Below are 20,075 nucleotides of genomic sequence, written 5' to 3'. Positions count from 1 at the left end.
GGATTGAGCCTTCGAATCAGTGGGAAGGCGAGTCCAGCAGCTTCTGCAGGTACTGACCATAGCCAGTCTTCTTCAGGGCATCAGCCTGAGTGCCCAGCTGCTCCGCACTAATCCAGCCATTGTGGTAAGCGATCTCCTCCAGGCAAGCCACTTTCAGTCCCTGACGCTGCTCGATGGTGTGCACGAAGTGACTGGCTTCCAGCAACGAATCATGAGTACCGGTATCCAGCCAGGCAAAACCACGACCAAGCATTTCGACATTGAGAGTTTTCTGCTCGAGGTACGCACGGTTAACGTCGGTAATTTCCAGCTCACCACGTGCGGATGGCTTGATGTTCTTGGCGATCTCGACGACCTGGTTGTCGTAGAAGTACAGCCCGGTCACCGCGTAGCTGGATTTTGGCTTCAGCGGCTTCTCTTCGATGCTCAAGGCACGGCCGGAAGCGTCGAACTCGACTACACCAAAACGCTCCGGATCCGATACGTGATAGCCGAATACGGTCGCGCCAACCTCTTGAATGGTGGCGGAACGCAGGTTTTCCGAAAAGTGCTGACCGTAGAAGATGTTGTCGCCCAGGATCAGACAGCAAGGGTCCTTGCCGATGAATTCTTCGCCAATGATGAAAGCCTGTGCCAGACCGTCCGGGCTAGGTTGCTCGGCGTAGGTCAACTTGATGCCGTACAGGCTGCCGTCGCCCAGCAATTTTTGAAAACATGGCAGGTCTTCAGGTGTGGAAATAATCAGGATTTCGCGCATACCGGCGAGCATAAGCACCGACAGCGGGTAAAAGATCATCGGCTTGTCGTAAATCGGCAGCATCTGCTTGGACACACCAAGGGTCAACGGGTGCAGACGAGTGCCCGAACCACCAGCGAGGATGATGCCTTTACGATTTGTCGTTGTCATTTATTCAGGATTTCCATCAGCATTCGGGTGACGCCACTTTGCCAATCCGGCAAGTGCAGAGAAAAATTGTCGCGCAGCTTTTGAGTGTTCAACCGGGAATTCAGAGGGCGGCGCGCCGGTGTTGGGTAGGCAGTTGTGTCTATCGGGTTGATCGCTGTAACAGCGAGCTCTTCACCATTTGCCTTGGCAAAATCGATCACATGACTGGCATAACCATGCCAGGACACTTCACCGGCCGCCGCCAAGTGATACAGACCCGCCAGCTCAGGACGTTGCAAGACTTGCCGAATGGCCAACGCTGTCACATCGGCGATCAGGTCGGCACCCGTCGGCGCGCCGATCTGGTCGGCAATGACACTTAGGGTGTCGCGATCCTTGGCCAGACGCAGCATGGTCTTGGCAAAGTTGTTGCCGCGAGCGCCATAGACCCAGCTGGTGCGGAAGATCAGGTGCTTGCAGCCCGAGGCAATAATCGCCTGCTCGCCGGCCAGTTTGCTGGCACCGTAGTGATTCACTGGGGCGACGGCATCGGTCTCTTGCCATGGCGCCAGGCCTTCACCGTTGAATACGTAATCGGTCGAGTAGTGAATCAGCCAAGCCCCTAGAGATGCGGCTTCTTCAGCCATGACCTGACTCGCCTGACCATTCACGCGGCTGGCCAGTTCAGTCTCGGACTCAGCTTTATCGACCGCAGTGTAGGCCGCTGCGTTGACGATGACGTCCGGCCTGACCTGACGAATCGTCGCGCGCAGTGCATTGAGGTCAGACAGGTCGCCACTCAAACCATCGACTGGGTGACGGTCCAGGGCGATCAGTTCGCCAAGAGGCGCAAGAGAGCGTTGCAGCTCCCAGCCGACCTGGCCGTTTTTTCCCAACAGGAGAATTTTCATGCTTTGTCCGAACGGTCCGTGTAGTTCTGGTCGATCCATTGCTGGTAGCTGCCGCTCTTCACGTGAGCTACCCACTCAGTGTTGTTCAGGTACCACTCGACAGTCTTGCGGATACCGGTTTCAAAGGTCTCTTCTGGCGTCCAGCCCAGCTCGCGCTGGATTTTGCTGGCGTCGATCGCGTAACGCTGGTCGTGGCCCGGGCGATCCTGAACATAGGTGATCAGGCTGGCGTGTGGACGATGAGCGGAGTCCGGACGCAGCTCGTCGAGCAGTGCGCAAAGGGTGTGCACCACTTCGATATTTTGCTTCTCGTTATGGCCGCCGATGTTGTAGGTCTCGCCAATCACGCCTTCGGTCACGACTTTGTAGAGTGCGCGGGCGTGGTCTTCGACGTAGAGCCAGTCACGAACCTGGTTGCCTTTGCCGTAGACCGGCAGCGGCTTGCCTTCCAGTGCGTTGAGAATGATCAGCGGGATCAATTTCTCAGGGAAGTGGAACGGACCATAGTTGTTCGAACAGTTGGTAACCAGGGTCGGCAGGCCGTAGGTACGGCTCCAGGCGCGAACCAGGTGATCGGAACTGGCCTTGCTGGCCGAGTACGGCGAACTTGGCTGATACGGCGTGGTTTCGGTGAAGAGGTCTTCCGGACCGTCAAGGTCTCCGTAGACTTCGTCGGTGGAAATATGGTGGAAGCGGAAGTTGGCTTTACGCACATCGTCCAGTGCCGCCCAATAGTGGCGTGCAGCCTCCAGCAAGGTGTAAGTGCCGATGATGTTGGTCTGGATGAATTCAGACGGACCGGAGATCGAGCGGTCAACGTGGGACTCTGCGGCCAGGTGCATGATTGCATCCGGTTGGTGTTCACGCAGGACACGGTCCACTTGGTCGCGGTCGCAGATGTCGACGCGCTCGAACACATAACGCGAGTTCTGACTGACTCCGGCCAGCGACTCAAGATTACCGGCATAAGTCAGTTTATCAACGTTAACGACAGAGTCGGCAGTGTTGGAGATGATATGACGAATGACTGCCGAGCCGATGAACCCGGCGCCGCCGGTTACTAGAATTTTCACGCGAAACCATACCCTTGAGTTGCTGACAGGGCCGCCAACCGCGCACTGTCTAATCCATGAATGCAAAAGCCATCAAGTCAGCCGAGGCTTCTGACAGAGTCAGTCTGAACCGAAATGGGAACATCCCTGTCGGCCAAGCGCAGCATTTTACAGCTTAATGAAGGTTTTACTAATGGATATGGACAAGCTGCGACGCAAATTCCATGCCTACAGCGGGTTTCCCGGAATCAGACAAGGCGTTTGCGGGAGGCTCTGGATGTACGCCCCAGAAACCAGCCGAGAATCGGCCCGATCAGCATGCCGATCAGCAGCGCAATTACCATGATCAACGACACTGGCAACTGTGGGCCCACCCACCCTAGAAACAGCAATGACACGCCTTGCTGGTTCTCAAGAACGAACGCCAGGATCACCAGAACGAGCAACAGGACAAATACAGCGAGGAGTACGCGCTTGAGGTTACGCATCAGCGACTCCTTGAAGTGCGGAAGCCGTCAAAGCCCTTCCTCCTCATCTTCGTTCACACGATCGCGCAGTTCTTTGCCTGGCTTGAAATGCGGAACGAACTTGCCGTCAAGGCTGACGGACTGACCTGTTTTTGGATTGCGCCCTACGCGCGGTGCGCGATAGTGCAGTGAGAAGCTGCCAAAACCACGGATCTCGATTCGATCACCAGTGGCCAGACATTGGGACATTTGCTCAAGCATGGTCTTGATGGCCAGCTCCACATCCTTGGATGAGAGTAGCCCTTGATGGGTGACAATTCGTTCGATCAACTCCGACTTCGTCATATTTTTCCCTTCTTTTTCAAGCAGCTAGATCAGCGCTTCAAAGGTTTTAGCATGCTCTGATGAATTTGAACAGCCTGAGCTTTGACATATTCTCCCCGGCCGCGAGATGCCTGATTTCAGAGCACCGGAACGCTGACGAACTCATCCGCTCACCTGCATATGACGAGCATGGTGCGCGTCAGATAACCTGCAGGATTGAAGCCGAAAGGGAATACATCTTCCTCTTTGGCCTCATCGGACCTTACGATGACTTTATAGCCTGCCCCCTTACACTCCTTGGCCGCTCGCTTGTAACACCTCTCCCATCCCGAGCCCAACCCCGAACAATCGACCTCTATGCCACTGACGCCGCGTATCGCATGAGTTTTGGCATTAGTGGTACAACCTGCCAATGTCATTACTGCTATCACGACAATGAGCTTGTTCATTCACTTCCTTATGCCGGATACACAACCCGGCGGTCGTTCACTTCAGACTAAGCCTAGCCTTGAATAGACGATTGACCTGTATGAAGTTACAGACAACTTATGTAGATCATTGGTTTCACGAAAGAAATATTGCAGCGTCAGCACATTAGGGATTCACCAAATCGCAGACATCGGCATAGGGGACGGCCTTCATAGGCCGCTCCCCTGCCACACCACCCGGCATGCGGGTCCGCACCGGGCGGTTCGAGAGATTGAGGTTATGAGAGACGCACTAATCCCAGCCTGTCGAACCACGCAATATTAAGTACGCGGTTCAGATCGAGACGACTGTTATGCCACCAGCGGCAGGTGTTCCCTGCCACCTTCTGCGCCACTTGGTTACTCGCGCCAAGTGCTCGCAGCTCACGATATGTCGTCGTTCCGCGCTTCCATTGTTTAAGCTGGATAGCTCGCAATCGGTTTCGTATCCATTCGTCCAGCTCGCGCCAGACGGCTGGGGTTTGCGACAGCCCGAAGTAAGCTTTCCAACCCAAAATGTAAGGTCGCAGGTCATCGACGATCTGCTGCAGGCTGCGACCGCACGAGCGCCGGGTATACCAGCGTACTCGCTGCTTGAACTGCTTTTGTGCCTTGTAAGACGCTGCGCGCTTGACCTCGTTTCGGGAAGACCACAGTTCGTAGCCCAGAAACTTGCGACCAAATGCACTCGCCACCGCACTCTTGTTCTCGTTGACACTCAAGTGCAGCTTTTCATACAGACGCCTCAGCAAGACCATGACTCGCTCGCCTGCCTTCCGGCTGCGAACATACACATTCGCATCGTCGGCATAGCGCACAAAACAATGACCTCGACGCTCAAGCTCCCGATCCACTTCGTCCAGCAGCACATTCGCCAGCAACGGCGACAGCGGGCCGCCTTGCGGCGCCCCGCAGCGGCTTTTCTCGACCACGCCATTGATCAACGCTCCCGCATCCAGATACGCACGGATCAGCCGGATAACCGCCCGATCCGAAATCCGTTTACGTAAACGATCCATCAGAATGTCGTGATCGACCCGGTCGAAGAACTTCTCCAGATCAACATCCACCACCACTTGATACCCCGAAGACACGTAGCGCTGAGCCGCCGAGACGGCGCCCTGCGCACAACGTCCCGGACGGAAGCCGTAGCTGTGTTCACTGAAAGTGGGATCGAGTAGCGGCTGCAAAATTTGCAGTAACGCTTGTTGGATCAAGCGGTCAGTGACCGTTGGGATACCCAACTCGCGCTCACCGCCGTCGGGTTTGGGAATGACCACACGTCGTACCGGACTGGGCCGATAGACACCGGACATAAGCTGTTCACGAATCACGACCCACTGGGTCAGCAGATGCTCGGCCGTCTGATCCATGTCCAGACCGTCGACTCCTGCGGCACCCTTGTTGGCCTTGACCCGCTTCCACGCCCGCTTCAGGTTTTCTCTCGCAAAGGCCCGCTCCAGCAGCCCTTGCCCTGCGTTGTCGGATTCATCTTGCGGGCGATTGACCTCGTCGCTGACGGGATTTCTCACGGTTTCACCGCTCGTTACCTCCGCCCGCCCCGCGTTTGGCAGGCATCTGACTTCCGGTTTCTCGCATCAATATGGCCTATAACGCTTTCTCTCGTTCGGCCCTTCGTCAAAAAAAAGACTACTATGGCCTCTGCTGACTTCTCGCTCCGGCTGGCGCCGTCGCCCTTTCAGGCACAAGGCGAGATCTCCCCAGGTAAGAACGCAATCCTTCACCACACAACCGCCGGATTTACGCAGCCTGATCCTTGACCACAAGAGCTTCGCGGTTTTGTGCCCGCTCGCCCTGATCGGCTTCGCCTTTTATCCGGTTCTTGTACATCGGCTCATGGCTTCGATTCACGCTTCCTCCCCACACTCGGTCGCCCTCATGCAGTTGCGCTTCACTTCGTTCGCTGTGGCCAGCTTACGGCGGGACTTTCACCCACAAGATTGCGCCCATGCTGGGCGCACACAAAAAAGGGCGACCGAAGTCGCCCTTTTTCTATGGTCTGACAGAACTCAGTTCTGTTTTTCCATTTGTGCACGCAACAGGTCGCCCAGAGTGGTAGGACCAGCAGCGATGTCAGCAGCAGGCTTGTCTTTCAAGCTCTGGATTGCTTCTTTCTCTTCAGCATCATCTTTCGACTTGATGGAGAGCTGGATTACGCGGCTCTTGCGATCAACGCTGATGATCTTGGCTTCTACTTCCTGGCCTTCTTTCAGAACGTTGCGCGCGTCTTCAACGCGGTCACGGCTGATTTCGGAGGCTTTCAGAGTCGCTTCGATATCGTCGGCCAGAGTGATGATGGCGCCTTTAGCGTCAACTTCTTTCACGATGCCTTTAACGATGGCGCCTTTGTCGTTCTCTTGAACGTACTCGGAGAACGGATCGCTTTCCAGTTGCTTGATACCCAGGGAGATGCGCTCGCGCTCTGGGTCAACCGACAGGATAACGGTGTCCAGCTCGTCGCCCTTCTTGAAGCGGCGAACGGCTTCTTCGCCCACTTCGTTCCAGGAGATGTCGGACAGGTGAACCAGACCGTCGATGCCGCCGTCCAGACCAATGAAGATACCGAAATCGGTGATCGACTTGATGGTGCCGGAGATTTTATCGCCCTTGTTGAACTGGCCAGAGAAATCTTCCCATGGGTTAGATTTACACTGCTTGATGCCGAGGGAGATACGACGACGCTCTTCGTCGATGTCCAGAACCATAACTTCCACTTCGTCGCCGACTTGTACGACTTTCGAAGGGTGGATGTTCTTGTTGGTCCAGTCCATTTCGGAAACGTGTACCAGACCTTCAACGCCTTCTTCCAGCTCAGCGAAGCAGCCGTAGTCGGTCAGGTTGGTTACACGAGCGGTAACGCGAGTGCTTTCTGGGTAACGGGCTTTGATAGCAACCCATGGATCTTCGCCCAGTTGCTTGAGGCCCAGGGAAACACGATTGCGCTCGCGATCGTACTTCAGAACCTTGACATCGATCTCGTCGCCAACGTTGACGATTTCGGAAGGATGCTTGATACGCTTCCAAGCCATGTCGGTAATGTGCAGCAGGCCATCGACGCCACCCAGATCGACGAATGCGCCGTAATCGGTGAGGTTCTTGACGATACCTTTGACTTGTTGGCCTTCCTGCAGGGATTCCAGCAGAGCTTCACGCTCGGCGGAGTTCTCGGCTTCGAGGACGCTGCGACGGGAAACGACAACGTTGTTGCGTTTCTGGTCGAGTTTGATGACCTTGAATTCCAGCTCTTTGCCTTCCAGGTGCGTGGTGTCGCGCACTGGACGGACGTCAACCAGAGAACCTGGCAGGAACGCACGGATGCCGTTAACGTCGACAGTGAAGCCGCCTTTAACCTTACCGTTGATAACGCCCTTGACCACTTCTTCGGCTGCGAAGGCTGCTTCCAGAACAATCCAGCATTCAGCGCGCTTGGCTTTTTCACGGGACAGCTTGGTTTCACCAAAGCCGTCTTCAACCGAGTCCAGAGCAACGTGAACTTCGTCACCGACGTTGATGTTCAGTTCGCCAGCGTCGTTGTAGAACTGCTCAAGCGGGATGAGTGCTTCAGACTTCAGGCCAGCGTGAACGGTTACCCAGCGAGCTTGGTAATCGATATCAACGATAACACCGGTGATGATGGAGCCTGCCTGAAGGTTCAGGGTTTTTAGGCTTTCTTCAAAGAGTTCCGCAAAGCTTTCGCTCATTTTAATTCCTGTTGATAAGGGCGAAGAATACGCCCATCTCCACATCCCAGACGATGTGGGTTAGTTTCATTTAAAAGAAGCTCCGCAGGACTATGACTGGTCCCCTGCGGCCCTCTTGGTCACCCGGCGATATCGCGAATGGCGATCTCGCTCATGATGCGTTCCAGCACCTGGTCGATGGATAATTCCGTGGAATCCAGCTGTATGGCGTCAGCCGCCGGTTTGAGCGGGGCTACCGCTCGCTGGGTGTCACGCTCATCGCGCGCACGTATCTCATCTAGCAGACTCGACAGACTAACACCATCGACTTTGCCCTTCAACTGCAAGTAACGTCGGCGCGCACGCTCTTCGGCACTGGCAGTGAGGAAAATCTTCAAGGGTGCGTCGGGAAATACCACCGTACCCATGTCGCGACCATCGGCCACCAGACCCGGCGCCTCCTGAAAAGCCCGCTGACGCTGCAGCAACGCCTCGCGAACCGCAGGCAACGCGGCGACCTGCGAGGCACCCGAGCCGACACTCTCGGTACGGATCACATCGCTGACTTCATCGCCTTCCAGAATAATGCGCTGCAACTGACCATCGGTCGCCGCGATGAACTGCACATCCAGATGAGCGGCGAGCTTCTTGAGCAATTCCTCATTGGTCAGGTCGACGCCATGGTTATGCGCGGCAAAAGCCAGCAGTCGATAAAGTGCACCGGAATCCAGCAGGTTCCAGCCCAGGCGCTTGGCCAGAATCCCGGCGACAGTACCTTTGCCAGAGCCGCTTGGCCCATCAATAGTGATGACCGGTGCAATGCTGATCACGACTGAGCCTCTTGTGCAACACGGATACCGACCTGCGCGCACAGCGCGAGGAAGTTCGGGAACGAGGTCGCGACGTTGGCGCAATCATGGATGCGGATCGGCGCAGTGGCGCGCAGTGAAGCCACGCTGAAGGCCATGGCAATCCGGTGATCGCCGTGACCGTGCACTTCGCCGCCGCCGATCTGGCCGCCGTCGATGATGAGGCCGTCCGGAGTGGGCTCGCACTTGACGCCCAGCGCCAGCAGACCGTCCGCCATGACCTGGATCCGGTCCGATTCCTTCACGCGCAGCTCTTCGGCACCACGCAGCACAGTGCGACCTTCGGCACATGCAGCCGCCACGAACAGCACCGGAAACTCGTCGATAGCCAGTGGAACCAGCGCTTCGGGAATCTCGATACCTTTGAGTTTAGCTGCCCGTACGCGCAGGTCGGCTACCGGCTCGCCACCAACTTCACGCTGGTTTTCCAGAGTGATGTCAGCGCCCATCAGGCGCAGGATGTCGATTACGCCGGTGCGGGTCGGGTTGATGCCGACGTGTTCGAGCACCAGCTCCGAACCTTCGGCAATCGACGCCGCCACCAGGAAGAACGCCGACGACGAGATATCGCCCGGCACTTCAATGTGGGTCGCGGTCAACTTGTGGCCGGACTCGACCGAGGCGGTCGCCCCGTTAACGGTCACCGGGTAGCCGAAGCCGCGCAACATGCGCTCGGTGTGGTCGCGAGTCGGTGCCGGCTCGGTGACCGTGGTCTTGCCTTCGGCATATAGACCCGCCAGCAGCAGGCAGGATTTAACCTGGGCACTGGCCATCGGCATGGTGTAAGTCAGGCCCTTGAGCTTGTTGCCGCCACGAATGGTCATCGGTGGACGACCGTCAGCGGCGGTCTCGATCACAGCGCCCATTTCACGCAGCGGATTGGCCACGCGATTCATCGGGCGCTTGGACAACGAAGCGTCGCCGGTCAGGGTGCTGTCGAAGTTCTGCGCAGCCAGCAGGCCAGACAGCAGACGCATCGAAGTGCCGGAGTTACCCAGATAGATCGGGCCCGGCGCAGGCTTCAGGCCATGCAGACCGACGCCGTGAATGGTCACACGACCATGGTGCGGACCTTCGATGACGACGCCCATGTCGCGGAAAGCTTGCAGGGTCGCCAGGGCGTCTTCGCCCTCGAGGAAACCTTCCACTTCGGTGACGCCTTCGGCCAGGGAACCGAGCATGATCGAGCGGTGGGAAATCGATTTGTCGCCCGGTACACGAATCCGCCCAGTCAGGCGGCCACCAGGTTGTGCCAGGAAAATCAGATCGTTGGAATTCATAGCGTCCACATAGGCCCGGCGGGCCAGGATTTTACTGAAATGCTCGCGGGCAACCCGGGCGCGAGTGAACACGCCCAACAATTGGTGCCCATCCCCTGCATCGACCGCGTCGCGCAAGGCGTCGAGGTCGCTGCGAAATGTATCGAGTGTGCGCAGGACAGCTTCGCGGTTGGCGAGGAAGATGTCGTGCCACATGACCGGGTCGCTACCGGCGATTCTTGTGAAATCGCGGAAACCGCCCGCAGCGTAACGGAAGATCTCAAGATTTTCATTGCGTTTGGCCAATGAATCGACCAAACCGAACGCCAGCAAGTGCGGCAAATGGCTGGTTGCCGCCAACACTTCGTCATGACGCTCGACTTGCATGTGCTCGACGTCGGCGCCCAATTCGCGCCACAACCGGTCGACCACTGCCAGCGCGGCCGGATCGGTCTGATCCAGCGGCGTCAGAATCACTTTATGGCGACGAAACAGGTCGGCATTGGAGGCTTCCACCCCACTCTGCTCGGAACCGGCAATCGGATGCCCCGGCACGAAACGCGCCGGCATGCCGCCAAATGCTTCGGTCGCCGCGCGCACCACATTGCCCTTGGCACTGCCGACGTCAGTCAGAATCGCCTGCCCCAGGTCCATGCCCGCCAACAGCGCGAGCAGTTTCTCCATGGCCAGGATCGGCACCGCCAACTGAATCACGTCCGCGCCCTGGCAAGCCGCCACCAGGTCTTCTTCGCAGCGATCCACCACACCCAACTCGACCGCCAGCTTGCGCGACTGCGGGTCGAGATCGACCCCGACCACTTCGCGGCACAGACCGCTTTCACGCAGGCCTTTGGCAAACGAACCGCCGATCAACCCCAGACCGACCACCACCAGGCGACCGATCATAGGTTCAGCAGATTGCAGTGCAGTGACATCAACCACGAGCCATAACCTTGGTCAGCGCCTCGAGGAAGCGGCTGTTTTCCGCTGGCAAACCGATGGTGATGCGCAGGTGATTCGGCATGCCGTAGTTGGCCACCGGACGCACGATCACGCCTTCGCGCAGCAACCCCTGGAACACCGGGGCAGCAACGCGACCCAGATTGACACAGATAAAGTTGCCTTTGGATGGAATCCAGCTCAGCCCCAACTCACGGAAACCCGCCTCAAGCTGCTGCATGCCGGATTGGTTCAGGCGACGGCTTTCAGCCAGGTACTCGACGTCTTGCAGCGCGGCACAAGCGGCGGCCAGCGCGAGGCTGTTGACGTTGAACGGCTGACGCACGCGATTGAGCACATCGGCGACGATGGCCGAGGACAAACCGTAGCCGACCCGCAGCGACGCCAGACCATAGGCCTTGGAGAAGGTGCGCGAGACCAGCAGGTTCGGATAGGCCGCCAGATAATCCAGGCCATCTGGCAAGTCGCTGCCTTCGGCGTACTCGATGTAGGCCTCGTCCAGCACCACCAACACATGGGCCGGTACGTCCTGCAGGAATTCATCCAGCGCTTCGGCGTCGAACCAGGTCCCGGTCGGGTTGTTCGGGTTGGCGATGAACACCACGCGGGTATCGGCATCGATCGCGGCCAGCATCGCCGGCAGATCATGCCCCCAGTCTTTGGCCGGGATCACTTTTGCCTGGGCGCCAACGGCCTGGGTCGCGATCGGATAGACCGCAAACGCATGTTCGCTGAACACCGCGTTCAGGCCCGGTGCCAGATAGGCACGCGCCACCAGCTCCAGAATATCGTTGGAGCCGTTGCCCAGCGTCACCTGATTCAGCTCGACGCGACACTGGTCGGCCAACAGGCTTTTGAGCGCAAAACCATTGCCGTCCGGATAGCGGGTCAGCTCGGCCAGCGCTTCGCGAATCGCCGCCAGCGCCTTGGGACTGGCGCCCAACGGGTTTTCGTTGCTCGCCAGCTTGACGATGCTGGCCGGATCGAGGTTCAGCTCACGGGCCAGTTCGTCCACAGGCTTGCCCGGAACGTAAGGCGAAAGTTGTTGCACGCCCGGCTGTGCCAGAGCGAGGAAGTTGCCACTCATTTGCTACCGCCCTTAGAGAACTGCTTTCGGGTAGGAACCCAGCACTTTGAGTGCCACCGCTTCCTGACTGATCTTTTCCAGCACACCTTTGACCAGCGGGTCGCGGTGATGGCCGACGAAGTCGATGAAGAACACGTAGGTCCATTTACCGCTGCGCGACGGACGGGTCTCGATCCGTGTCAGGTCAATGCCATTGTCGTGGAACGGCACCAGCAACTCATGGAGAGCGCCGGGCTTGTTGCTCATGGAAACGATGATCGAGGTCTTGTCGTCACCGGTCGGCGGCACTTCCTGGTTACCGATCATCAGGAATCGCGTGGAGTTGTCCGGGCGATCCTCGATTTTCTCGGCCAGACGGGTCAACCCGTAGAGGCCGGCAGCCATGTCGCCGGCAATCGCCGCCGAGTTCCACTCACCCTTGACCCGCTTGGCCGCTTCGGCGTTGCTGGACACCGCCACGCGCTCGACATTCGGGTAATGGGCATCCAGCCACTTGCGGCACTGGGCCAGGGACTGGGCGTGGGAATAGATGCGACTGATGCTGTCGGTCTTGGTGTTTTCGCCAACCAACAGGTGATGGTGAATACGCAGCTCGACTTCGCCACAGATCACCATGTCGTGTTCGAGGAAGCTGTCGAGGGTGTGGTTGACCGCGCCTTCGGTGGAGTTTTCCACCGGGACCACGCCAAAGTTCACCGCACCGGCCGCCACTTCACGGAATACTTCGTCGATTGCCGCCATTGGCTTGCTGATCACCGCGTGACCGAAGTGCTTCATGGCCGCTGCCTGAGTGAAGGTACCTTCAGGGCCGAGGTAAGCCACTTTCAGCGGCTGCTCGAGGGCCAGGCACGAGGACATGATTTCGCGGAACAGCCGCGCCATCTCTTCGTTGCCCAGCGGCCCCTGGTTACGCTCCATCACGCGTTTGAGCACCTGAGCTTCGCGCTCAGGACGATAGAACACCGGCACTTCGCCTTCGGCCAGCGAGGCCATCTTTACTCGCGCAACTTCCTGGGCGCAGCGTGCGCGCTCACTGATCAGCTCCAGGACCTTTTCGTCCAGAGCATCAATGCGCAGGCGCAGTGCCTTGAGTTCTTGCTCAGACATTAGCCGTGTTCCTTCTCGAACTCTGCCATGTACGAAACCAGTGCGTTGACCGCAACGATATCGACGGCGTTATAGATGGAGGCACGCATGCCGCCCACGGAACGGTGACCTTTGAGGTTCAACAGGCCACGTTCGTCGGCACCGGCCAGGAACGGCTTGTCGAGACGATCGTCGGCCAGACGGAACGGCACGTTCATCCACGAGCGGTCCGACTTGTTGATCGGGTTGCTGTACAAGCCGCTGGCGTCGATGAAGTCGTACAGCGTGCGCTGCTTCACTTCATTGAGCTTGCCGATGGCTTCGACACCGCCCTGCTCTTTCAGCCACTCGAACACCAGACCGGACAAGTACCAGGCCAGGGTTGGCGGCGTGTTGTACATCGAGCCGTTGTCGGCCGCGACCTTGTAGTTGAGCATGGTCGGACAGATGGAGCGGGCGTTACCCAGCAGGTCTTCGCGAACGATGTTGACGACGATGCCGCTCGGGCCGATGTTTTTCTGGGCGCCGGCGTAGATCATGCCGAAACGCGAGACATCCACCGGGCGCGAAAGAATGTCCGAGGACATGTCGGCGACCAGCGGTACATCACCGGTTTCCGGGATCCACTGGAATTCCAGGCCGCCGATGGTTTCGTTCGGCGCGTAGTGAACGTAGGCCGCATCTTTCGACAGGTTCCATTCGTTCTGACCAGGCACAGCGAAATAGTCGTAAGGCTTGGCGGTCGCGGCGACGTTGACGTGGCCGTAGCGCGAAGCTTCTTCGATAGCCTTCTGCGACCAGATACCGGTATCGATATAGTCGGCGGAGCGGCCTTCCGGCAACAGGTTCAGAGGAATCTGAGCAAATTGCTGGCTCGCGCCACCTTGCAGAAACAGCACTTTATAGTTCGAGGGGATATTCAGCAGATCACGCAGATCCTGCTCGGCCTTGGTGGCAATGGACACGAACTCATCGCTGCGATGGCTCATTTCCATGACCGACAGGCCCTTGCCGTGCCAATCAAGGAGTTCAGCCTGGGCGCGCTTCAGGACAGCTTCGGGAAGCGCCGCAGGACCGGCACAGAAGTTATAGGCTCTCTTGCTCACATCCAATCTCGCTCTGATTTGGTGGTATCACGCAATAAATCTGTAGGAGCTGTCGAGCAGAGCGAGGCTGCGATCTTTTAGTGCTGAGCGAAAGCAAGAGCCAGATCAAGAGATCGCAGCCTCGCTTCGCTCGACAGCTCCTACATTAAAAACAATTCCACAGTTCCCTGAGGACAAACAACAAGGGGGCGAATCTTCATCCGCCCCCTGCTTGCCCGCTTACTCCTGCGGCTCTTCGTCGGCGGCGGCGTCGAGTTGCTGGTCGTCGGCAACATCGTCGATCACGACCTCACCCTCGAACACTGCATCCTCTTCACCTGCAAGCCCTTCGCCTTCCAGCTCTTCGCCTTCGACTTCCGACGGCTCCTGAACCCGCTCCAGGCCCACCAGCGTTTCATCGTTGGCCAGCTTGATCAGGGTCACGCCCTGGGTGTTACGGCCCAGGCTGGACACTTCGTCGACGCGGGTACGAACCAACGTACCCTGGTCGGAAATCAGCATGATTTCCTCGCCGTCGAGCACCTGAACGGCGCCGACCAAGCGGCCGTTACGCTCGTTGCTGACCATGGCAATAACGCCCTGACCGCCACGCTTGTACTCAGGGAACTCGGTGATCGCGGTGCGCTTACCGAAACCACGCGCCGAAGCGGTGAGGATCTGGCTGCCTTCTTCCGGGATCAGCATGGAAATCAGCTTCTGGCCTTCCGGCAGACGCATGCCGCGGACACCGCGAGCGGTACGGCCCATGGCGCGAACGTCGGTTTCCTTGAAGCGAGTCACCTTGCCGCCGTCGGAGAACAGCATGACTTCGCGATCGCCATCGGTAATGGCCGCAGAGATCAGCACGTCGCCTTCATCCAGCTCCAGCGCGATCAGACCGACGCTGCGTTGACGGCTGAAGGATTCCAGCGGGGTCTTCTTCACGGTGCCTTTGGCAGTGGCCATGAAGATGAAGTGACCTTCGGTGTATTCCTCGACCGGCAGCATGGTGGTGATGTATTCATCACTGTCCAGCGGCAGCAGGTTGACCAGCGGACGACCACGGGCAGCGCGGGAGGCTTCCGGGATTTCGTAGGTTTTCAGCCAGTACACTTTACCTTTGCTGGAGAACAGCAGCAGCGTGGTGTGGCTGTTGGCGACCAGCAGGTGAGCGATGTAGTCCTCATCCTTCACGCCGGTAGCCGATTTACCTTTACCGCCACGACGCTGAGCCTGGTACGCAGCCAGCGGCTGGGTCTTGGCGTAGCCACCGTGGGAAATGGTCACGACGCGCTCTTCTTCCGGGATCATGTCGCCCAGGGTCAGGTCGAGACGGGCATCGAGAATCTCGGTGCGACGCACATCGCCGTACTCGGCGCGGATCACTTCCAGCTCTTCGCGGATCACTTCCATCAGGCGCGTGGCGCTGTTGAGGATGCGGATCAGCTCGCCGATCTGGTTGAGGATCTCTTGATACTCAGCCAGCAGCTTCTCGTGTTCCAGACCGGTCAGGCGGTGCAGACGCAGTTCCAGAATGGCTTGTGCCTGCTCTGGCGACAGGAAGTACTTGCCGTCGCGCAGACCGTATTGCGGATCGAGGTTTTCCGGACGGCACGAATCGGCGCCGGCACGTTCAACCATTGCAACCACCGCGGAGGATTCCCACGGCGTGCTGATCAGCGCTTCCTTGGCTTCCGACGGGGTCGGCGAAGCCTTGATCAGGGCGATGACCGGGTCGATGTTCGACAGGGCAACCGCTTGACCTTCCAGGATGTGGCCACGTTCGCGCGCCTTACGCAGTTCGAACACGGTACGGCGGGTCACGACTTCGCGACGGTGACGAACGAAGGCTTCCAGCAGATCCTTGAGGTTGAGGATCCGCGGACGGCCGTCGATCAGCGCAACGATGTTGATGCCGAACACGCTTTGCAGCTGAGTCTGGGCGTAGAGGTTGTTGAGGATCACCTCAGGCACTTCGCCGCGACGCAGCTCGATCACGACGCGCATACCGTCCTTGTCGGACTCGTCGCGCAGCTCGGTAATGCCTTCGAGTTTCTTCTCTTTGACCAGCTCGGCGATCTTCTCGATCAGACGGGCCTTGTTCAGCTGGTAAGGGAGTTCGGTGATGACGATCTGCTGACGACCACCGACCTTGTCGATGTCTTCGATGATCGAGCGGGCACGCATGTAAATGCGCCCGCGACCGGTGCGGTAGGCTTCGATGATGCCGGCGCGACCGTTGATGATCGCGGCGGTCGGGAAGTCCGGACCGGGGATGTATTGCATCAGCTCGTCGACAGTCAGCTCCGGATTGTCGATGAGTGCCAGGCAACCGTCGATGACTTCACCGAGGTTGTGCGGCGGAATGTTGGTCGCCATGCCCACGGCGATACCGCTGGAGCCGTTGACCAGCAGGTTGGGGATCTTGGTCGGCATGACCGCGGGGATCATTTCGGTGCCGTCGTAGTTCGGCACCCAGTCCACGGTTTCTTTATGCAGGTCGGCCAGCAGCTCGTGCGCCAGTTTGGTCATGCGCACTTCGGTGTATCGCATGGCCGCGGCGTTGTCGCCGTCTACCGAACCGAAGTTGCCCTGACCGTCCACCAGCAGGTAACGCAGCGAGAATGGCTGCGCCATCCGAACGATGGTGTCGTACACCGCGGTATCACCGTGCGGGTGATACTTACCGATCACGTCACCGACAACACGGGCAGATTTCTTGTACGGCTTGTTGAAGTCGTTGCCCAGCTCGCTCATCGCGAACAGCACACGCCGGTGCACGGGCTTCAAGCCATCGCGCGCATCCGGCAGTGCCCGCCCGACAATTACGCTCATCGCGTAGTCGAGGTAGGACTGCTTCAGCTCGTCTTCGATATTGACCGGGAGGATTTCTTTGGCCAGTTCGCCCATGAGAAGCCTGATTCCTTTTTCTGGTGAAACTTCGTCACATCCATATGGGACGAACGAAGCTCGCCGATGCAGACTGAGTGCCATGCACCGACTTACGACAAATCAACGAGTTATGCCATGGATCTGCGCAGTAAAGGCAGCCACATCAGGCTACCCTGGAAACCGCCGGATGTTATCACAAGAGCCGCCACGCACCTATCCCCCAGATGCGCATGGAGCATAGTTAGTTGACCGGTGACAGGCTTGAAGGAGACGAGAGGGGCTTAGAGCAGCATCGAATGAAGAATTCAGGCCTGATTCGGGCCTGATTCATTGTGTTTCCGGGCCTCTTCGCGGGCAAGCACGCTCCCACAGGGTTCAGCGGTGCTCACTTATACCTGTGGGGGCGGGCTTGCCCGCGATGGCGTCCTTTCAGGCAATACAGATCATCAATGCAGACGCTTGCGGCACATCAATTGGGCCATTTTCGCAGTGTCCGGGCGCTCGACGATGCCTTTTTCGGTGACGATCGCATCGATCAGGTCGGCCGGGGTCACGTCGAACACCGGGTTGAACGCTTCCACATCCGCCCCCACCCGCTTGCCGCCAACTTCCAGCAACTCGCGGCCATCACGCTCTTCAATAGGAATCTCTTCGCCACTGGCCAGGTTCATGTCGATGGTCGAACTCGGCGCCACCACCATGAAGCGCACGCCGTGGTGCATGGCGTTGACCGCCAACTGGTAGGTACCGATTTTGTTCGCCACATCGCCATTGGCAGTGATCCGGTCGGCGCCGACGATCACCCAGGTCACACCCTTGGTTTTCATGATGTGCGCAGCAGCGGAGTCGACATTGAGGGTCACCGGAATACCCTCATTGGCCAATTCCCACGCAGTCAATCGCGAACCTTGCAGCCATGGCCGGGTTTCGTCGGCGTAGACGCGCTCGACCATGCCTTCGATGAACGCCCCGCGAATCACTCCCAGCGCCGTGCCGAAACCACCGGTGGCCAGCGCGCCGGTGTTGCAGTGCGTGAGGATCGCCTGGGCGTTGCCTTGATGTTTGCGGATCAGGTCGACGCCCAACTGGGCCATGGTCAGGTTGGCTTCGCGATCACTTTCGTGGATGGCGATGGCTTCGGCTTCCAGCACCGACAGCGGATCGGCGTGCTCCCTCAGGCGCTCAAGCCGCTCACGCATGCGACCCAAGGCCCAGAACAGGTTGACCGCGGTCGGACGGGAGTCGGCCAGCAGCGCGAAATCCTCTTCCAGCGCCGCTTGCCAGTCGCCACCCTCGGCAAATCGGGCGCGAGCCGCCAGCACCACGCCATAGGCAGCGCTGATGCCAATGGCCGGCGCACCGCGCACCACCATCGAGCGAATGGCTTCGGCCACACCGGCGGCGCTGGTGTAGGCGATCCAGGTTTCCTCGAACGGCAAAATACGCTGATCCAGCAGGTACAGTGCGCCATCACGCCAATCGATGGCCTTCACCTTCTCCGCAGCCAACAGTCGATCGCGCATCCCACACCCCGCACTCATGAACAAAAGCCGCCGATTATAGCGATCCCCCCGCGAAGACGCTCGGGTATACTTCGCCATCCTTTACAAAAGCACTGGAACCGACTCTCGATGCCGACCCCCACCGCTGCGCTCGACCTATTATTGCTGCCGACCTGGCTGGTACCCGTCGAACCGGCTGGCGTGGTCCTTAAAGAGCATGCCCTGGGTATCCGCGACGGTCGTATCGTGTTTATCGGCCCACGCGCAGCAGCCTTGAAGCTTAACGCAACCGACGTGCGCGAATTGCCGGGCATGCTGCTCAGCCCGGGCCTGATCAATGCCCACGGGCATGCAGCAATGGCGCTGTTCCGCGGCCTGGCCGACGATCTGCCGCTGATGACCTGGCTGGAAAACCACATCTGGCCGGCCGAAGCCAAATGGGTCGACGAGGCTTTCGTACGCGACGGCACGGACCTGGCCATCGCCGAGCAGATCAAAGGTGGCATCACCTGTTTCTCTGACATGTATTTCTTCCCGAAGGTCGCCAGCGAACGCGTACATAACAGTGGCATTCGCGCCCAGATCGCCATTCCGATCCTCGATTTCCCGATTCCAGGCGCCAGCACGGCGGATGAAGCCATTCGTCAGGGCGTCGAATTATTCGGCGATCTCAAGCATCACGAACGGATCAAAGTCACCTTCGGCCCCCATGCCCCGTACACCGTGGGCGACGAAAACCTGGAAAAAATCCGGGTGATCGCCGAAGAACTGGATGCCTCGATTCACATGCATGTCCACGAAACCGCCTTCGAAGTGCAGCAGTCGGTGGAGCAACGCGGCGAACGCCCGCTGGCCCGCCTCGGCCGCCTGGGCCTGCTCGGGCCGCGCTTCCAGGCCGTTCACATGACCCAGATCAGCGATGAAGACCTGGCGCTGCTGGTAGAAAGCAACACCAATGTGATTCATTGCCCGGAGTCGAACCTGAAGCTGGCCAGTGGCTTCTGCCCGGTCGAGCGTTTGTGGCAGGCCGGGGTGAATGTGGCGGTCGGCACCGATGGCGCGGCCAGCAATAATGACCTGGACCTGCTTGGTGAAACCCGCACCGCCGCATTGCTGGCCAAGGCTGTCGCCGGCTCGGCCACCGCGCTGGACGCCCATCGCGCCCTGCGCATGGCCACGCTCAATGGCGCCCGTGCGCTGGGAATCGAAGCGCAAACCGGCTCGCTGGAAGTCGGTAAAGCGGCAGACATCGTCGCGTTCGACCTGTCGGGCCTGGCGCAGCAACCGGTCTACGACCCGGTTTCGCAACTTATATATGCCACTGGCCGCGACTGCGTGAAACACCTTTGGGTCGCCGGCAAACAACTGCTCGACGACCGCCGCCTGACCCGCCTGGATGAAGCGCAGCTGTGCGCCACCGCCAAGGCCTGGGGCCAGCGCATCAGCGGCCATACCGAATCGTAAGCACCGAATTGTAAGCACCCTGGACCAAAACCGGGGCAACAGAATTTTTCAAGTTTTAGAGGA

At 58.7% G+C, this 20,075-nt stretch carries 16 protein-coding genes; 1 reads left to right on the top strand and 15 read right to left on the bottom strand.

The window, feature by feature from the left end:
- Positions 1-16 precede the first annotated feature (16 nt).
- The 15 genes from rfbA to mtnA all read right to left on the bottom strand — a co-directional run bounded on the left by rfbA (position 17) and on the right by mtnA (position 18,569).
- Entirely contained in the window at positions 17-907 is an 891-nt protein-coding gene (rfbA, locus tag JUI81_RS14875) for a glucose-1-phosphate thymidylyltransferase RfbA (RefSeq protein WP_204124578.1), read from the bottom strand.
- Entirely contained in the window at positions 904-1,797 is an 894-nt protein-coding gene (gene rfbD, locus JUI81_RS14870) for a dTDP-4-dehydrorhamnose reductase (RefSeq protein WP_204124577.1), read from the bottom strand. Before rfbD ends, rfbA begins: the two co-directional genes overlap by 4 nt.
- A complete protein-coding gene (rfbB, locus tag JUI81_RS14865) occupies positions 1,794-2,870 on the bottom strand; it encodes a dTDP-glucose 4,6-dehydratase (RefSeq protein ID WP_204124576.1) in 1,077 nt (358 codons plus the stop codon). Before rfbB ends, rfbD begins: the two co-directional genes overlap by 4 nt.
- A gap of 227 nt (positions 2,871-3,097) precedes the next feature.
- Positions 3,098-3,337 (bottom strand): LapA family protein, encoded by a 240-nt coding sequence (locus JUI81_RS14860; RefSeq protein ID WP_204124575.1) that lies wholly within the window; start codon positions 3,335-3,337, stop codon positions 3,098-3,100.
- 27 nt (positions 3,338-3,364) lie between these two features.
- Complete coding sequence (ihfB, locus tag JUI81_RS14855; RefSeq protein ID WP_003369729.1) at positions 3,365-3,661, bottom strand: integration host factor subunit beta; 297 nt, start codon at positions 3,659-3,661, stop codon at positions 3,365-3,367.
- A gap of 149 nt (positions 3,662-3,810) precedes the next feature.
- Positions 3,811-4,089 carry a hypothetical protein gene (locus JUI81_RS14850; RefSeq protein WP_096480876.1) on the bottom strand — a complete coding sequence of 93 codons (279 nt, stop codon included), beginning with the start codon at positions 4,087-4,089 and terminating at the stop codon, positions 3,811-3,813.
- A gap of 257 nt (positions 4,090-4,346) precedes the next feature.
- Positions 4,347-5,639 carry a group II intron reverse transcriptase/maturase gene (ltrA, locus tag JUI81_RS14845; RefSeq protein ID WP_204124574.1) on the bottom strand — a complete coding sequence of 431 codons (1,293 nt, stop codon included), beginning with the start codon at positions 5,637-5,639 and terminating at the stop codon, positions 4,347-4,349.
- Between the two features lie 498 nt (positions 5,640-6,137).
- Entirely contained in the window at positions 6,138-7,829 is a 1,692-nt protein-coding gene (gene rpsA, locus JUI81_RS14840; RefSeq protein ID WP_018929851.1) for a 30S ribosomal protein S1, read from the bottom strand.
- 119 nt (positions 7,830-7,948) lie between these two features.
- Positions 7,949-8,638, bottom strand: coding sequence for a (d)CMP kinase (cmk, locus tag JUI81_RS14835; RefSeq protein WP_007939921.1), 690 nt, complete (start codon positions 8,636-8,638; stop codon positions 7,949-7,951).
- Positions 8,635-10,842 (bottom strand): bifunctional prephenate dehydrogenase/3-phosphoshikimate 1-carboxyvinyltransferase, encoded by a 2,208-nt coding sequence (locus tag JUI81_RS14830; protein WP_018929852.1) that lies wholly within the window; start codon positions 10,840-10,842, stop codon positions 8,635-8,637. Before JUI81_RS14830 ends, cmk begins: the two co-directional genes overlap by 4 nt.
- A 28-nt stretch (positions 10,843-10,870) precedes the next feature.
- Complete coding sequence (gene hisC / locus JUI81_RS14825; RefSeq protein ID WP_204124573.1) at positions 10,871-11,983, bottom strand: histidinol-phosphate transaminase; 1,113 nt, start codon at positions 11,981-11,983, stop codon at positions 10,871-10,873.
- A gap of 12 nt (positions 11,984-11,995) precedes the next feature.
- Positions 11,996-13,090 carry a prephenate dehydratase gene (gene pheA / locus JUI81_RS14820; protein WP_007939916.1) on the bottom strand — a complete coding sequence of 365 codons (1,095 nt, stop codon included), beginning with the start codon at positions 13,088-13,090 and terminating at the stop codon, positions 11,996-11,998.
- Entirely contained in the window at positions 13,090-14,175 is a 1,086-nt protein-coding gene (gene serC / locus JUI81_RS14815) for a 3-phosphoserine/phosphohydroxythreonine transaminase (RefSeq protein ID WP_028938973.1), read from the bottom strand. The genes pheA and serC overlap by 1 nt, the downstream gene beginning before the upstream one ends.
- A gap of 219 nt (positions 14,176-14,394) precedes the next feature.
- Positions 14,395-17,064 (bottom strand): DNA gyrase subunit A, encoded by a 2,670-nt coding sequence (gyrA, locus tag JUI81_RS14810; protein WP_204124572.1) that lies wholly within the window; start codon positions 17,062-17,064, stop codon positions 14,395-14,397.
- Positions 17,065-17,492: 428 nt separating this feature from the next.
- Entirely contained in the window at positions 17,493-18,569 is a 1,077-nt protein-coding gene (gene mtnA / locus JUI81_RS14805; protein ID WP_204124571.1) for an S-methyl-5-thioribose-1-phosphate isomerase, read from the bottom strand.
- Positions 18,570-18,677: 108 nt separating this feature from the next.
- On the opposite strand from mtnA, the gene JUI81_RS14800 reads away from it, so the two are divergent.
- A complete protein-coding gene (locus tag JUI81_RS14800) occupies positions 18,678-20,012 on the top strand; it encodes a TRZ/ATZ family hydrolase (protein WP_204124570.1) in 1,335 nt (444 codons plus the stop codon).
- Positions 20,013-20,075 lie beyond the last annotated feature (63 nt).

The sequence above is a fragment of the Pseudomonas sp. 008 genome (genome assembly GCF_016861935.1).
GTDB lineage: Bacteria > Pseudomonadota > Gammaproteobacteria > Pseudomonadales > Pseudomonadaceae > Aquipseudomonas.
This window is presented reverse-complemented; position numbering and strand designations above follow the sequence as displayed.

Coding starts and splice junctions, on each gene's coding strand:
- rfbA (WP_204124578.1), bottom strand. CDS start 907: ATGACAACGACAAATCGTAAAGGCATCATCCTCGCTGGTGGTTCGGGC.
- rfbD (WP_204124577.1), bottom strand. CDS start 1,797: ATGAAAATTCTCCTGTTGGGAAAAAACGGCCAGGTCGGCTGGGAGCTG.
- JUI81_RS14860 (WP_204124575.1), bottom strand. CDS start 3,337: ATGCGTAACCTCAAGCGCGTACTCCTCGCTGTATTTGTCCTGTTGCTC.
- ihfB (WP_003369729.1), bottom strand. CDS start 3,661: ATGACGAAGTCGGAGTTGATCGAACGAATTGTCACCCATCAAGGGCTA.
- JUI81_RS14850 (WP_096480876.1), bottom strand. CDS start 4,089: ATGAACAAGCTCATTGTCGTGATAGCAGTAATGACATTGGCAGGTTGT.
- rpsA (WP_018929851.1), bottom strand. CDS start 7,829: ATGAGCGAAAGCTTTGCGGAACTCTTTGAAGAAAGCCTAAAAACCCTG.
- JUI81_RS14830 (WP_018929852.1), bottom strand. CDS start 10,842: ATGATCGGTCGCCTGGTGGTGGTCGGTCTGGGGTTGATCGGCGGTTCG.
- hisC (WP_204124573.1), bottom strand. CDS start 11,983: ATGAGTGGCAACTTCCTCGCTCTGGCACAGCCGGGCGTGCAACAACTT.
- pheA (WP_007939916.1), bottom strand. CDS start 13,090: ATGTCTGAGCAAGAACTCAAGGCACTGCGCCTGCGCATTGATGCTCTG.
- gyrA (WP_204124572.1), bottom strand. CDS start 17,064: ATGGGCGAACTGGCCAAAGAAATCCTCCCGGTCAATATCGAAGACGAG.
- mtnA (WP_204124571.1), bottom strand. CDS start 18,569: ATGCGCGATCGACTGTTGGCTGCGGAGAAGGTGAAGGCCATCGATTGG.
- JUI81_RS14800 (WP_204124570.1), top strand. CDS start 18,678: ATGCCGACCCCCACCGCTGCGCTCGACCTATTATTGCTGCCGACCTGG.